We start from the raw sequence: 14,969 nt of genomic DNA on the forward strand, positions 1-14,969 counted from the left end.
AGAAAGGAATAGATTTCTACGTGGCAAAATTAACACCGCTACGCCAGAAATAAGTTGTAAATTTGTGACATAAAATTGTATATTTAAGTTATGCCGAAATTAAACCAGTTCAAAACGCTTGTTCTTGATGAGTTTGAAGAAGAAAAATTTCATCTTCCTCCGCATACGCATACCTATTACGAAATCATTTATATCAAGAAAGGAAGCGGCATCCATCATTTGAATAATAATCTGCTCCCATACAAAGCGGGAGATTTATTTGTTATCTCGCCAGATGATGAGCATTATTTTGATATAAAGAAAAGCACGCGATTTATTTTTATCAAATTCACAGATAATTATTTTAACTCCAAACAGAATTTGACTTGCGATGAGTTTCTGGTAAACACACCCGAAAGTTTCATGCGGGACAAAATCCTTAAAGAAACCGTTTTGAAGTTTGACGAACCCTGCAGAACGATTTTAAAAAATACAGTCGAAAATATCGTAACCTACAACCAATATATTGATGTTACCTCTTCGCCTATTGTCTTCTATCAGATTCTTTCCATTTTTGGCTTAATTAAAGAAACCATTCGCTGCATGAATCTTCAGATGAAATCGGCACATTTTGACAGTGAGCAGATTGCAAACTATATTCATCAAAACATCTATCAGCCCAAATTGGTTCAGGTTAAAGTGATTGCAGAACATTTTAATATTGCCCACACCTATTTTAGCGCTTATTTTAAAAGGACATTCAGCATAAGCTATCGCGAATACATTCATAATTTGAGAATGACTTTAATCGAAAAAAGATTCCACAACAATCAGCTTCCGATTAAACAGATAGCGTACGAATTTGGTTTTACCGACGAAAGCCATTTGACCAATTATTTTAAAAAACGCAGGAACATGAAACCAACCGATTTTAAGAAACTCTAGTTAGCGAAATCTTAAAAAGTTATTTCCTCTAACATTTTTATCTAAATTTGTATTTCTAAAACAATTTCTTTGAGCAAGAAAATCCATATAATAATGCTTTTTATAACACTTGTTTTCTTTTTGAATCCGAGTTATGCTCATGCGTGCAATACTGGACATACCAAAGAAATTGCCGCTAAAGAAGAAAACAGCTGTTCTAACAAATGCTGCGAAAAGAAAACTTCAAAACAAGAGAAGCATAATTGTGATGGAAAATGCCGCCATTCGGGCTGCAACACCTCAACCTTAAACATTCTTTTAACTTCAAATGATTTTGATTTACAAAACGATGTTTTCAATTTCTCTTTAAAAAACACTATTTCATCTTATAGTAATGCCGCTATTTCTTCTGGTTTTACTTCTATTTGGCTAAAGCCTAAAATATAATTATTGTATTTGTGATAGCCCATATTGGGTCTTTTTTGAAATCAAATTTTTTAATTAATTTTAAAGGAAATTAAAATCCTTTACCAAATATAATATACAATGAAAAAATCAATCATAGTTTTAGCAACGGCGCTTACAGTATTATTTAGCGCAAATACTATTCAGGCAAAAAACAATAACTCTGAATTGACAGCGGTCGAAATTGCAGATTCTCAATTGCAATCGGTTTATGATGCTTACTTTACTGTAAAAGATGCCTTGATTAAAAGCGACAGCAAATTGGCTTCGGCAAAAGCCAAAGACCTACTGACTGCAATTACTGCGGTAAAAATGGATAAATTAAAAAGCAACGAACATACTGTTTGGATGAAAGTTATGAAAAAACTAACTGCCGATGCCAAAAGTATTTCTGCTACAACAGATCTTAAAAAACAGCGCGAGTCTTTCAAATCTTTATCCAAAAGCACTTACGACTTGATAAAAGTTTCAAGTCCGACAGAACCAATCTACAAACAATATTGCCCAATGGCAGACGCTGATTGGTTAAGCAAAGAAAAAGCAGTTAAAAACCCTTACTATGGTTCTTCTATGCTTACTTGCGGAAATGTAGTAGAAACAATCAAATAAATATGAAGCTCTACATCAAAAATATGGTGTGCAGCCGATGCAAAATGGTAGTGAAGTCTGAGTTCGAAAAGCTCGGACTTCAACCTACTGCTGTAGAATTGGGAGAAGTGGAACTAAACGAAGAAATCAGCGATAAGCAGAAAGAGATTCTATTAGAAAATCTTCAAGCTCTAGGTTTTGATTTAATTGATGACAAAAAAACAAAAACGGTTGAAAAAATAAAAAACCTGATTGTCGATTTGGTCCATCATAAAAACAACGATCTTAAAATCAACTTGTCCGATTATTTAGCCGAAAATCTGAATCAGGACTATAATTCGCTAAGCAATTTATTTTCTGAAATAGAAAACACTACTATCGAAAAGTATTTCATTAGCCAAAAAATCGAAAAAGTAAAAGAATTATTGATTTATAATGAACTTTCGTTAAGCGAAATTGCCGATATGCTCAACTACAGCAATGTGGCCCATTTAAGCAATCAATTCAAGAAAATCACAGGCTTTACTCCTACGTCTTTCAAACAGTCAAAAGATAATAAACGTATTCAGATTGAGAATTTGTAGTTTTTTTTATTTAACCGCAAAGGCACTAAGGTTTACACAAAGTTCGCAAAGTTTTTTAGCCACAGACTATAAGGATTAAAAGGATTTTAAAATCTGTGTTAATCTTTTTAATCTGTGGCTAACTTTTTATGCGCAAAGCTTTGAGAACTCTCTACTCCTTAAACAAACAAAACTTAGTGCTCTTTGCGCAATTCTTTGCGCCCTTTGCGTTAAAAAACAGCATTTAGTAAATCTTACAAATCATTCCCAAAATTCTACAAACCAAACTCAGAGATACTTCGGAAATTTGCATTGTAATACTTAAAAACCAATACAATGACTCATCAATATATAATTTCAGGAATGTCGTGTGACGGCTGCCGCAAAAAAGTAGAAAAAACTCTGAATGAAGTCGAAGGCGTTCATGCAGCAGTTACGCTGAATCCGCCAACGGCTACCATTACCATGGAAAAACATATTCCGACAGAAAAATTCCAAGAAGTTTTAGCTGCCGCGGGAAATTATACTATTGAAATGGATTCTCCTAAAAAACATGGAGAAGCTGCCGTTAAATCTTGCTGCTCAAGCCACAAAAAAGAGCATCATGATCATAATCATCATAAAACAGAAGCTAAAAAAGTACACCAGCACAGTGCAAATGGCGTTTATTACTGCCCCATGCATTGTGAAGGAGATAAAACATACGATAAACCAGGGGACTGCCCAGTCTGCGGAATGGATTTAGTGCCGCAAGTTGCCATAACTGCAACACAATTTACTTGTCCGATGCATCCGGAAATTGTTTCAAACGAGCCAGGCGATTGCCCGATTTGCGGAATGGATCTAGTCCCAATGCAGGCTTCTGAAAGCGAAGAGAACAAAACCTATTTGGATTTATTGAAGAAAATGAAAATTGCGATTTTGTTTACGCTTCCAATTTTCATCATTTCAATGTCAGAAATGATTCCAAATAATCCGCTGTACAATATCATGTCAATAGAAAAATGGAATTGGGTTCAGCTTTTATTTTCGATTCCCGTTTTGTTTTATGCGGGTTGGATGTTTTTCGTTCGCGCCTACAAATCCATTATCACATGGAACTTGAATATGTTTACATTAATAGGAATTGGAACCAGCGTCGCTTTCCTGTTTAGTATTGTCGGAATGTTTTTTCCGGATATATTTCCATCCGAATTCAAATCGCATCACGGAACCATTCATTTGTATTTTGAAGCTGCAACTGTCATAATCACTTTAGTTTTGTTAGGGCAATTACTCGAAGCCAAAGCACACGGGCAAACGAATGGAGCCATAAAAGAATTATTAAAATTAGCTCCAACAGAAGCGACTTTGGTTGAAAACGGAAATGATAGAGTGATTTCGATCCATAACATTAAAAAAGGCGATTTGCTTCGCGTAAAACCAGGAGAAAAAATTCCGGTTGACGGAAAAATAACAACTGGCGAAAGCAGCATCGACGAATCTATGATTACGGGAGAACCAATTCCGGTAGACAAAAAAACGGGCGACCCCGTAATTTCCGGAACTATAAACGGAACAAAATCGTTTGTCATGATTGCCGAAAAAGTAGGTTCAGAAACCATGCTTTCGCAGATTATCCAGATGGTGAATGATGCCAGCAGATCTCGCGCTCCAATTCAGAAATTAGCCGATCGCGTTTCTAAATATTTTGTGCCAACTGTAGTTATCATTTCAATTGTAACCTTTTTTGTCTGGGCAAAATTTGGTCCAGAACCTGCTTACGTTTACGGATTAATCAATGCGATTGCCGTTTTAATTATCGCCTGCCCTTGTGCTCTCGGACTGGCAACTCCAATGTCGGTTATGGTAGGCGTTGGAAAAGGTGCCCAAAACGGAATCTTGATTAAAAATGCTGAAGCACTCGAAAACATGAACAAAATCGATGTTTTGATTACTGATAAAACAGGAACTATTACTGAAGGAAAACCGTCTGTAGAAAAAATATATGCAGTTAATAATGACGAAGATTTTCTGCTTCAAAACATTGCTTCTCTAAATCAGCATAGCGAACATCCTTTGGCGCTGGCCGTAGTCAATTTCGCGAAAGCAAAAAACAGCTCTTTCAAAGAAGTTCAAGGTTTTGAAACTATTGCGGGAAAAGGCGTTTTAGGAACTATCCAAAATATAAAAGTTGCTTTAGGAAATAAAAAACTAATGGAAGAAATTGGCGCTCCTGTTTCTAATGATTTAGAACAAAAAGTAACTGCCGAACAGAATTTAGGAAAAACTATTTCGTACATCGCAATAGAAAATAGCGTTTTAGGTTTTGTAGCCATTACCGACGCTATCAAAGAAAATAGTGCAAAAGCCATTAAAGAATTAATTGCCCAAGGCGTTGAGGTTATCATGATGACAGGCGACAATCATAATACTGCAAAAGCAGTTGCAGATCATTTGCACTTGAGCTCTTTTAAAGCCGATTGTCTTCCAGAAGATAAGTTAAAAGAAATTGAACGACTGCAAGCACAAGGAAAAATTGTAGCAATGGCTGGAGACGGAATCAACGACGCACCTGCTTTAGCTCAATCCAATATTGGTATCGCAATGGGAACAGGAACTGACGTTGCGATTGAAAGCGCTAAAATCACTTTGGTAAAAGGCGATCTTAACGGAATTGTAAAAGCAAAAAACCTTAGCCATGCGGTAATGTCAAACATCAAACAGAATTTATTCTTTGCCTTTATCTACAATACGTTGGGTGTGCCAATTGCTGCGGGAATCTTATATCCATTTTTAGGAATTTTGCTTTCACCGATGCTGGCAGCAGTGGCCATGAGTTTGAGTTCCGTTTCAGTAATCGTCAATGCTTTGCGATTGAGAAATCTAAAATTGTAAATTGGGAGTAATTATTTCAACACATAGAGACATAACTTTGCATTGCGCATAAAGGCGTTTCACTTGCATCAATACACATAGCTATGTGTGGAAACTAGTTTCTTTATTCTCTTTTTTTAGACAAAAAAATCTATGTCTCTATGTGTTAAAATTCAATTATGTTCAATTGATTTAAAATTATAATCCATGATTAAAATTAAATATATACTGATTCTTTCTTTAATTGCTTTTCAGCTGAAGGCTCAAAAAGTCGTGCGTTACGATTTGCACGTTCGCGATACGATTGTCAATTTTTCGGGCAAAGAAAAACGAGCGATTGCGGTAAACGGACAAATTCCGATGCCGACTCTGACTTTTACCGAAGGCGATATTGCGGAAATTTATGTGCACAACGAATTAAAAAAAGAAACGACTTCGATGCACTGGCACGGACTGTTTCTGCCAAATAAAGAAGACGGAGTTCCGTACCTGACGCAAATGCCTATTGAACCTGGAACGACTCATAAATATACTTTTCCAATTATTCAGAACGGTACATATTGGTATCATAGCCATTCGGGGTTACAAGAACAAATTGGTCTGTACGGACTTTTTATCATCAATAAGAAAAAAGACGATCCGACAATTCGAAAAGGAATTGATGATTTACCGACAATTCCCGTTATTTTGAGCGAATGGTCAGATTTGAAACCAGAGAATATTCAGCGAATGCTGCACAACGCCAACGATTGGTTTGCGATTAAAAAAGGAACGACTCAAAGTTATGCCGAAGCCATTAAGCAAGGACATTTTTCGACTAAAGTGACCAACGAATGGAAACGAATGAACGCAATGGATGTCAGCGATGTCTATTATGAAAAATTTTTAATCAACGGGAAAAACGAACAGCAGTTTTCAGATCTTAAACCAGGCTCAAAAGTAAGACTGCGAATTGCAAATGGAGGTGCTTCCAGTTATTTCTGGCTGACTTATGGCGGAGGAAAAATCACAGTCGTAGCCAGCGACGGAAATGACGTGGAACCTGTAGAAGTCGATCGTTTGATTATTGCCGTTTCTGAAACTTATGATGTTGTGGTTACAATTCCCGAGAACCATAAATCTTTTGCCTTTTTGGCTACGGCTGAAGACAGAACGGGATCTGCATCTTTGTTTTTAGGAAATGGAGAAAAACAGCCTGTTCATTATCTTTCGAAATTAAAATACTTTGAAGGCATGAAAATGATGAACGACATGATGAAAATGAATGGCGACATGAATGACATGGGCATGAATATGTCTTTGAATAAAATGGATATGAATGCCGTAATGTATCCAGAAATTTCAGGCGAAGACGAAAATGCAAAACCCGCAATGGACCATTCGAAGCATAATATGGAAGACATGAAAATGGAAAGCGACAGCACTGAAACTTCCGAAATTGTGACTTTAAACTACGGAATGCTGAAGTCTCCTTTTAAAACGAACCTTCCAAAAAATGCTCCGGTAAAAGAATTGCGTTTTACGCTTTCCGGAAACATGAATCGCTACGTTTGGAGTCTAGACAATAAAGTGGTTTCTGAAACCGATAAAATCTTAATTAAGAAAGGAGAAAACGTTCGCATCGTTTTGTACAACGGTTCCATGATGCGCCACCCCATGCACTTGCACGGTCATGATTTTAGAATTTTGAACGAACATGGCGATTATTCTCCTTTGAAAAATGTGATTGATATTATGCCAATGGAAACCGATACAATCGAATTTCAGGCAAATGCAGACGGCGACTGGTTTTTTCACTGCCATATTTTGTATCACATGATGGCTGGAATGGGACGAATTTTTACTTACGAAAATTCAGCTCCAAATCCGTTGATTCATCATCCTGAAATGGCCTTTAAAATGCTGAAAATGGATGACAGAATGTTTCATTTTAGGGCTGAAAATGATTTTGCAACCAACGGAAACGATGGTGAAGCCATGTTAAGCAACACACGTTGGAGCATCGGAACAGAATGGAGATTGGGTTATAACGACAAACATGGTTATGAAACCGAAACGCATATTGGACGATATATTGGAAAAAATCAATGGCTGATGCCTTTTATTGGTTTTGACTGGAGATACCGAAAAATGGGAATAGACGAACAGGAACAAAACCTTTGGGGACAGAAAAATACCAAAGACAATCGTTCGGTTTTTAGTGCAGGTCTCGAATATACGTTGCCGATGCTCATAAAAGCCCAAGTTGAGGTTTATACAGATGGAAATGTTCGCTTGCAATTTGAACGAAAAGACATTCCGCTTTCTCAGCGCCTTCGAATGAATCTAATGTGGAACACCGATAAAGAATATATGGCTGGTTTAAAATATATCGTTGGTCGAAACTTCGGAATCACAACGCATTATGACAGCGATATGGGAATTGGTTTTGGAGTTAATTTGAATTATTAAATTATAAAAACATTAACTTTTTTGTAAGAATCAACTCAATAGAATCTTTATATATTTGGATCACCAATTATAATCTCTAACACAAAAAACATTTAAAAAAATGACAAAAGTAATCACCGTAGTAACAGTTGCTTTATTTTCAATCGGCGTAATGGCGCAAGAAACCAAACCGGCGACAAAAGATAAAGCTAAAAAAGAATCTTGCTGCAAAAAGACATCGACAGATAAAAAAGACAAAAAATCTTGCTGCGTTAAAAAATAAATGAAAATCTAATTTCAAGAAAAAGGCCTCAAATATTTTGAGGCCTTTCTTTATGCTTATTTTTGCCACGAATTTTGAGAATTAACGCGAATTAATTTGTGTAAATTGAATAACTCATTTAGTTTTCCAACTTTAAATTAGTGCCAATTCGGGAAATTCGTGGCAAAAGATTTAAAACTATTTCACTCGAATACTCCATTCAAAATCCATTTCAGAAACCTGAACGCCTTCTTCATTTGTTCCAATAGATTTCATCCAGAATGTCTGGCCTTCCCCTGTTTCAATTGTTTTTTTTATGGCATCGGCAATCAAATGTCCGTCTTTGCAGACAAATGTAATTCGGCCTGTTGCTTTTTTTGTGAAGTTTCCTTTATTGTTGGCTACTAACATCGAAATCTTTTTGCCGCTTTCCTGAATTTGAGAAATCACCAAAGCTCCTGTGGTCAATTCTGCCGCCATGGCCTGAACAGCAAAATACATCGAGTTAAACGGATTCTGATTAATCCATCTGTGTTTTACTGTAACTGTACAGCTGCTATCATTTATATCTTTTACACGTACCCCGCAAATGTATGCAGAAGGCAATTTGAATAAGACGAATTTATTAAGTTTTGATACCGAAAGTGCCATAGGATATATTTTTTATGTAAAAATACAAAAAAACTATGCACGCACAATAAATTATTGACATATCGAAAAGAGGCCAATAAGCACAAGGGATTCAGATGATTTCAAGCAATTTAAAGGCTGATTTACAGTTTTAAATTTGTTAAATTTTTGTTAATAATTAGTACTATGCAAAACAAGATACTGTTTTTTAGACATATATTTGCATAAGAAATTACTATATACTTTTAATCATGGAAACAACAACACCACTCATCATGGAAAAAACATCAGAAAAGAATACAGCAGCATTTACTCATTTGAGTACTTTAAGCCAATATATAATTCCGTTTGGGAACTATATTTTTCCGCTAATCATTTGGACCAACTATAAGGACAAATCTGAATTTGCAGACCATCACGGAAAACAGGCATTGAACTTTCAATTAAGTATTTTGCTTTATTCATTGATTTTAGCGCTAATTGCAATACCAATTTTTATAACAGTTGTTTTGCAAAATATCCCAATCGAAGCATTCATGTACAACGAAAATCTTGTAATTAGAAATTTTAACTTCGAAGGAAATATTGGAATGCTAAGTGTCGGAATTACAGCTGTTATACTTTTCGGATTATTAAAATTTGTTGAATTCTTTTTAGTAATCTACGCTTCTATAAAAGCTTCAAACGGAGAATTATACAAATATCCGATCACGATACCTTTTATAAAGTAACACTTTGACTTCGCTCAGCGAGACATTAAAAAATTAAAAGTTATAGCCGAAACATCAATCATCAATCAAATCATCATCAATCAAATCATCATCAATCAAATCATCATCAATCAAAAAACGAATTGTTCAATCAAAAAAAAACAAAATGAAATTATGAACATTGAAAACACAAAAGCACAGATGCGCAAAGGTGTTCTTGAGTTTTGCATCTTATCAGTTCTAAAAGAAAAAGACGCATATACATCTGAAATATTAGACACTTTAAAAAACGCAAAATTACTAGTTGTAGAAGGAACCGTTTACCCGTTGTTAACTAGATTAAAAAATGACGGTTTGCTAAATTATCGCTGGGAAGAATCGACCTCTGGGCCACCACGAAAATATTATGGACTAACCGAGATAGGACAAACTTTTTTAAACGAACTTAGCGGCACTTGGACAGAATTATCTGATGCCGTAAATCTAATCACCAATCAAAATCAATAAGTCATGAACAAAACAGTAAATATTAACTTAGGCGGGATGTTTTTTCACATCGATGAAGATGCATACTTAAAATTGACACGCTACTTTGACGCCATAAAACGATCACTTAACAATTCATCTGGTCAGGATGAAATCATTAAAGACATCGAAATGCGTGTTTCTGAATTGTTGACAGAAAAACAAAAAAGCGAAAAACATGTTGTTGGACTGAAAGATGTTGACGAAGTGATTGCGGTAATGGGACAGCCAGAAGATTATAGAATTGAGGATGAAGAAAATCCAAATCAATCTTTCAATAATTATGGTGCAAGAAAACACAAAAAATTATACCGAGATAAAGAAAAAGGTATGATTGGAGGTGTGGCTACAGGTTTAGGACATTACTTTGGAATTGACGCTGTATGGATTAAAATCATATTCTTAATCTTCGTTTTTGCAGGTTTTGGAACAGGAATTTTAGCTTACTTCGTTCTTTGGATTGTAACTCCTGAAGCAGTTACAACTTCAGAAAAATTGGAAATGACTGGAGAACCGGTAACCATTTCGAACATCGAAAAAAAAGTTCGTGAAGAAATTGATTCGCTTTCTGAAAAATTCAAAAATGCAGATTATGACAAAATGGGAAACCAGGTAAAGTCGGGAGCTGGGAGAATAAGTAGTTCGTTTGGAGACTTTATCATGACGGTTTTTAAAATTTTTGCTAAGTTTTTAGGAGTGATTCTAATCATATCAGGGATTTCAACCTTAATCATGCTATTGATTGGCGTTTTTACCTTAGGGACTAACATTTTTATCGATTTTCCTTGGCAGAATTTTATTGACGCAGGAAACTTTACAGAATACCCGCTTTGGTCATTTGGACTATTAATGTTCTTTGCTGTTGGGATTCCGTTTTTCTTCTTAACTCTTTTAGGATTTAAACTGTTGTCTCCAAACTTAAAGTCAATCGGGAACATTACAAAATATACGCTTTTAGCTCTTTGGATTATTTCTATTGCAATTCTTACTAGCATTGGGATTAAACAGGCAACTGAAATTTCATACGACAACAAAGTAGTAGATAAAAAAGTTTTGGCAATCAAACCAACTGACACTTTATACATTAAATTCAAATACAATGATTACTATACAAAAAGTTTGAACCACTATAGAGAATTTGAATTTGTACAAGACTCGGCAAACAACGAATTGATCTACTCAAATGATGTGCGTCTTCACGTATTGCACACAGACGAATCGACTCCGTTCATTCAGATTGAAAAAAGCGCAAGAGGAAACTCGTTTACAAACGCTAAAAAGAGAGCAGAAAAAATTAATTATAAGTTTCAAATTAGCGGAAATCATTTAATTTTGGACAACTATTTTCTGACAGATGTAAAGAATAAATTTAGAGGACAGGAAGTTGACATTTACCTTTATTTACCAGAAGGGCAATTAGTTAAACCAGATTCTTCTGTTAGAGACTATTACAATTCAGATGATAATTTCTTTGAATTGAATTATAAAGGAGATTACAATTACAAAGTTATCGGAACTAAAGTAAAATGTTTAAACTGCCCTGCTGACGAAGAAAATGACAACGATTACGAAAATAATTATGAAAATGATTATGAGAATAATTACGAAAATGACACTGATAGCGCAAATGACACTATAAAAGAAGTTTCGGTTAAAATTAATGGAAAAGAAGTTTTAAACGGAAAAAAAACTAAAGGAAGACTAACTACTGATAAAAACGGAGTGATAATCAAAATTAACTAAACCATGATAAAAATAATCATTCATATTACGAAATTTATAATTGCAACTGTTACAGCTTTATTGTTTGCTTCATGCAACTTTAACATGAACTCAATTGAAGGAAGCGGAAATGTTACCAAAGAAAAAAGAACTGTTCAAGGAGAGTTTAAAAATATCTCTGTAAGCAATGCCATCGATTTGGTTGTTGAGCAGTCTGATGTAACAGAAATTACAGTTGAAGCCGATGACAATCTACAAAAAGAAATAGTTACCAAAGTAGAAAACGGAACCCTTATTATTGAGTGCAAATACAGCTCTTTCCGCAATATTACATCAAAAACAGTAACCGTAAAAATGCCTGCTATCCATAAAATAGAAGCTTCGAGTGCATCAACTGTTGAAACTAATGGACTTGTGCAAGGAGAAGATATTACTTTAGAAGTTTCGAGCGCAGCATCAATGGATGTTAATATAGAATCTGATAGAATCTCAATAGACGCAGGAAGCGGCAGTTCTGTAGATATCGAAGGAAAAGCGCTAAGCCTAACTACTTCGGTTTCTAGCGGCGGAAGCATTGATGCAGAAAAATTAATGGCAAATGATGTTCATGCCGATGCATCTAGCGGAGGAACAATTTCTGTACGTCCGATTTTAAGTTTAAAAGCAGAGGCCTCTAGCGGAGGAAACATCAATTATGGCGGCAATCCTAAAACGGTTGAAAAATCTGAAAGTTCAGGAGGAAACGTAAGCAAAAGCTAAAAAATGAACTGTTAAATATAAACGAAATCATTCACCGCAAGTGGATGATTTTTTTATATTTGTCAAAATCAAATCTAGAATTAATGAAAAAAAGTACCGCCCTACTCCTATTATTATTTGTTGCAACTCTAACTTTTGCTCAAAAAAGAGAAAGAATTAAAGGTTCTAAAATTGTAACTACCTCAGTAAAAGAAGTTGGAAGTTTTGACGCTCTTGAGGTCGATGATAATTTGGAGGTTTACTTGGAGCAAGGAGAAAAAAACGAAATCAAAATTGAAGCCGATGACAACCTGCACGATATTGTAGGAATGGATTTAAGAGAAAAAACGCTTCGATTATACACCAATAAAGAGTCTACTATTTTCAAAAAACTATCTGTTAAGGTCACTTATACTAAATCATTGAATAAAGTGATCACTAAAAATGAAGCTATTGTGTATGCCATTCAAGAATTGCAATTAGACGATATTACAATGAATTGTATGGACTTCTCTAAATTGTATTTGAATGTAAATTCAAAAAAATTCAATTTAATTGCGGATGATAAATCTAGAACAGAGCTAAATTTAAAAGCTGAAGATGGAAATCTGCAATTGAGCAAAAATGCCGGAATTAAAACATTGGTTTCTGCAATAAAATTCAAATGTGATTTGTACCAAAAAGCCACTGCTGCAATTGAAGGCATTGCTGAAAAAGCAACCATCAGATTGGACAATAACACTGTTTTTACGGGAGTAAAATTTACCTTGAAAGATGCAAATGTTACAGCTGAAGGTTCTGCCATTGCTACTATTTTAGCAGAAAACACGATCGCAATAGCAGCTGGAGATAAGTCTGAAATTTCATTGTATGGTGATCCAAAAATAGAACTTACACGCTTTAGCGAAGAAGCCAAACTGATCAAAAAGCCAGGCGCAGCAAAACCAAAAGCAACAACTTTGTAAACTTTTTAAAGTTTAAAAATCAATATAACGAAAAGAAAAATCCCAGTCTGAAAATTGTTAGACTGGGATTTTTTTATAGAAAGATTTCAAAGTTTCAACAACTTGGAACTTGAAACTTGAAACTTGAAACTTTTTAACTTACTCCTTTGAAGCCAAATATCTTTCAGCATCCAATGCCGCCATACAGCCTGTACCTGCAGCAGTAATTGCCTGACGATATACATGATCTGCAGCATCGCCCGCTACAAAAACACCTTCAACATTTGTTTTAGATGTACCTGGAGTGTTTATGATATACCCCGTTTCGTCAAGCGTAATGTAATCTTTAAAAATATCTGTATTTGGCTTGTGCCCAATTGCAACGAAGAAACCAGTTGCAGGAATTTCGATTGTCTCGCCAGTTGTTTTGTTTAAAGCTTTAACAGCATGAACCACGTTGTTATCTCCCAAAACTTCTACAGTATCGTGATTCATTAAAATCTCAATATTTTCAGTTTTACGAACACGCTCTTCCATAATTTTAGAAGCTCTAAATTTATCGCTTCTCACCAGCATCGTCACTTTTTTACAAAGCTTAGATAAATAATGCGCTTCTTCGCACGCAGAATCTCCCGCTCCAACAATAACAACATCTTGGTTTCTGTAGAAGAATCCGTCACAAACGGCACAAGCAGAAACTCCACCACCCATATTTAAATAGTGCTGTTCTGATGGCAATCCTAAATATTTAGCTGAAGCGCCTGTCGAAATAATTACAGTTTCGCAATGCAATTCGATTGTATCATTAATCCAAACTTTATGAATATCTCCAGAAAAATCAACTTTTGTTGCCCACCCATCACGAATATCTGCACCAAAACGTTTTGCTTGTTCCTGTAGCTGAATCATCATTTCTGGTCCTGTAACTCCATCAACATAACCAGGAAAATTTTCAACCTCATTTGTCGTAGTCAATTGACCGCCAGGCTGCATTCCTTGATATAGTACTGGATTCATGTTAGCTCTGGCTGCATAAATTGCCGCAGTATAACCTGCAGGACCAGAACCTATAATAAGGCATTTAATTTTTTCGATTGTATTTGACATAGTAATAGTTTTTTTGAGTTGCAAATGTAAACTTTATTATAAAAAATACAGACGAAAATAAATCCTAAATAACTATCTCAAAATAAGTTTTATTTATTTTCATTTTTTCCTTTTACAAATCAAATTTATTTATATCTTTGCATCCGCTTTCGGGCACTACAACAAAAATTACATCTTCGGGGTGTAGCGTAGCCCGGTTATCGCGCCTGCTTTGGGAGCAGGAGGCCGCAGGTTCGAATCCTGCCACCCCGACAAAAGTCTTTTCATTTTTTTGAAAAGACTTTTTTTTTGCAATAAACTCAAAATAAAAACATTAGCAAAAGGTTATCGCGTCCCGATTCTGATCGGGAAGGCCGCAGATTCTCCCGAAAGCTTTCGGGACTGCCACCCCGACAAAAGTCTTTTCATTTATTTGAAGAGACTTTTTTTTTGCTTTAAACTCAAATAAAAAACTTTGCTACTTTGTTAGCTATTTCGTAAACATACTAGAAACGAAATAAATAGTATTCGCCACGAATTCACGAAT

Annotated in this window: 14 protein-coding genes and 1 tRNA gene; 13 read left to right on the forward strand and 2 right to left on the reverse strand. The window is 35.3% G+C overall.

The features are described from left to right. Positions 1–90: 90 nt before the first annotated feature. From N4T20_RS00865 to N4T20_RS00895, 7 genes are all read left to right on the forward strand, one after another. A complete protein-coding gene (locus N4T20_RS00865; RefSeq protein WP_260671280.1) occupies positions 91–924 on the forward strand; it encodes an AraC family transcriptional regulator in 834 nt (277 codons plus the stop codon). A gap of 69 nt (positions 925–993) precedes the next feature. After that, positions 994–1,350, forward strand: a complete 357-nt coding sequence (locus N4T20_RS00870; RefSeq protein WP_260671281.1) for a hypothetical protein — start codon at positions 994–996, stop codon at positions 1,348–1,350. Between the two features lie 99 nt (positions 1,351–1,449). Further along, positions 1,450–1,977, forward strand: coding sequence for a DUF3347 domain-containing protein (locus N4T20_RS00875; protein WP_260671282.1), 528 nt, complete (start codon positions 1,450–1,452; stop codon positions 1,975–1,977). 2 nt (positions 1,978–1,979) lie between these two features. Then, positions 1,980–2,540, forward strand: a complete 561-nt coding sequence (locus N4T20_RS00880; protein ID WP_260671283.1) for a helix-turn-helix domain-containing protein — start codon at positions 1,980–1,982, stop codon at positions 2,538–2,540. A gap of 315 nt (positions 2,541–2,855) precedes the next feature. Beyond that, complete coding sequence (locus tag N4T20_RS00885; protein ID WP_260671284.1) at positions 2,856–5,396, forward strand: heavy metal translocating P-type ATPase; 2,541 nt, start codon at positions 2,856–2,858, stop codon at positions 5,394–5,396. Positions 5,397–5,582: 186 nt separating this feature from the next. After that, positions 5,583–7,826, forward strand: coding sequence for a multicopper oxidase family protein (locus N4T20_RS00890; RefSeq protein WP_260671285.1), 2,244 nt, complete (start codon positions 5,583–5,585; stop codon positions 7,824–7,826). A gap of 100 nt (positions 7,827–7,926) precedes the next feature. Next, positions 7,927–8,088 carry a hypothetical protein gene (locus tag N4T20_RS00895; protein ID WP_260671286.1) on the forward strand — a complete coding sequence of 54 codons (162 nt, stop codon included), beginning with the start codon at positions 7,927–7,929 and terminating at the stop codon, positions 8,086–8,088. 177 nt (positions 8,089–8,265) lie between these two features. On the opposite strand, the gene N4T20_RS00900 is transcribed toward N4T20_RS00895, so the two are convergent. After that, positions 8,266–8,718, reverse strand: coding sequence for a DUF4442 domain-containing protein (locus N4T20_RS00900; protein ID WP_260671287.1), 453 nt, complete (start codon positions 8,716–8,718; stop codon positions 8,266–8,268). Between the two features lie 230 nt (positions 8,719–8,948). On the opposite strand from N4T20_RS00900, the gene N4T20_RS00905 reads away from it, so the two are divergent. The 5 genes from N4T20_RS00905 (at position 8,949) to N4T20_RS00925 (ending at position 13,357) form a co-directional block, all read left to right on the forward strand. Beyond that, positions 8,949–9,428, forward strand: a complete 480-nt coding sequence (locus N4T20_RS00905) for a DUF4870 domain-containing protein (RefSeq protein ID WP_260671288.1) — start codon at positions 8,949–8,951, stop codon at positions 9,426–9,428. Positions 9,429–9,581: 153 nt separating this feature from the next. Next, entirely contained in the window at positions 9,582–9,914 is a 333-nt protein-coding gene (locus tag N4T20_RS00910; protein ID WP_008464689.1) for a PadR family transcriptional regulator, read from the forward strand. 3 nt (positions 9,915–9,917) lie between these two features. Further along, on the forward strand, positions 9,918–11,675 hold the full coding sequence (locus N4T20_RS00915) for a PspC domain-containing protein (protein WP_260671289.1): 1,758 nt from the start codon (positions 9,918–9,920) through the stop codon (positions 11,673–11,675). A 3-nt stretch (positions 11,676–11,678) separates the two neighbouring features. After that, positions 11,679–12,413, forward strand: coding sequence for a head GIN domain-containing protein (locus N4T20_RS00920; RefSeq protein WP_260671290.1), 735 nt, complete (start codon positions 11,679–11,681; stop codon positions 12,411–12,413). Positions 12,414–12,496: 83 nt separating this feature from the next. Next, positions 12,497–13,357, forward strand: coding sequence for a DUF2807 domain-containing protein (locus tag N4T20_RS00925; protein WP_260671291.1), 861 nt, complete (start codon positions 12,497–12,499; stop codon positions 13,355–13,357). A 138-nt stretch (positions 13,358–13,495) separates the two neighbouring features. Here N4T20_RS00925 and trxB read toward each other — a convergent pair whose 3' ends face one another. After that, the gene (gene trxB, locus N4T20_RS00930; protein ID WP_260671292.1) at positions 13,496–14,443 is read right to left on the reverse strand and encodes a thioredoxin-disulfide reductase; all 948 of its coding nucleotides are present in this window, start codon (positions 14,441–14,443) and stop codon (positions 13,496–13,498) included. A 177-nt stretch (positions 14,444–14,620) separates the two neighbouring features. Here trxB and N4T20_RS00935 point away from each other — a divergent pair. After that, positions 14,621–14,695, forward strand: a tRNA-Pro gene (locus tag N4T20_RS00935). The last annotated feature ends 274 nt before the right edge of the window (positions 14,696–14,969 follow it).

It is taken from the genome of Flavobacterium sp. TR2, assembly GCF_025252405.1.
Lineage (GTDB): Bacteria > Bacteroidota > Bacteroidia > Flavobacteriales > Flavobacteriaceae > Flavobacterium.

Bases quoted from the DNA above. Each gene is read 5' to 3' on its own strand.
- N4T20_RS00885 (WP_260671284.1), top strand. From the start codon at position 2,856: ATGACTCATCAATATATAATTTCAGGAATGTCGTGTGACGGCTGCCGC.
- N4T20_RS00875 (WP_260671282.1), top strand. From the start codon at position 1,450: ATGAAAAAATCAATCATAGTTTTAGCAACGGCGCTTACAGTATTATTT.
- N4T20_RS00900 (WP_260671287.1), bottom strand. From the start codon at position 8,718: ATGGCACTTTCGGTATCAAAACTTAATAAATTCGTCTTATTCAAATTG.
- N4T20_RS00890 (WP_260671285.1), top strand. From the start codon at position 5,583: ATGATTAAAATTAAATATATACTGATTCTTTCTTTAATTGCTTTTCAG.
- N4T20_RS00905 (WP_260671288.1), top strand. From the start codon at position 8,949: ATGGAAACAACAACACCACTCATCATGGAAAAAACATCAGAAAAGAAT.
- N4T20_RS00865 (WP_260671280.1), top strand. From the start codon at position 91: ATGCCGAAATTAAACCAGTTCAAAACGCTTGTTCTTGATGAGTTTGAA.
- N4T20_RS00920 (WP_260671290.1), top strand. From the start codon at position 11,679: ATGATAAAAATAATCATTCATATTACGAAATTTATAATTGCAACTGTT.
- N4T20_RS00895 (WP_260671286.1), top strand. From the start codon at position 7,927: ATGACAAAAGTAATCACCGTAGTAACAGTTGCTTTATTTTCAATCGGC.
- N4T20_RS00880 (WP_260671283.1), top strand. From the start codon at position 1,980: ATGAAGCTCTACATCAAAAATATGGTGTGCAGCCGATGCAAAATGGTA.
- N4T20_RS00915 (WP_260671289.1), top strand. From the start codon at position 9,918: ATGAACAAAACAGTAAATATTAACTTAGGCGGGATGTTTTTTCACATC.
- N4T20_RS00910 (WP_008464689.1), top strand. From the start codon at position 9,582: ATGAACATTGAAAACACAAAAGCACAGATGCGCAAAGGTGTTCTTGAG.
- N4T20_RS00925 (WP_260671291.1), top strand. From the start codon at position 12,497: ATGAAAAAAAGTACCGCCCTACTCCTATTATTATTTGTTGCAACTCTA.
- trxB (WP_260671292.1), bottom strand. From the start codon at position 14,443: ATGTCAAATACAATCGAAAAAATTAAATGCCTTATTATAGGTTCTGGT.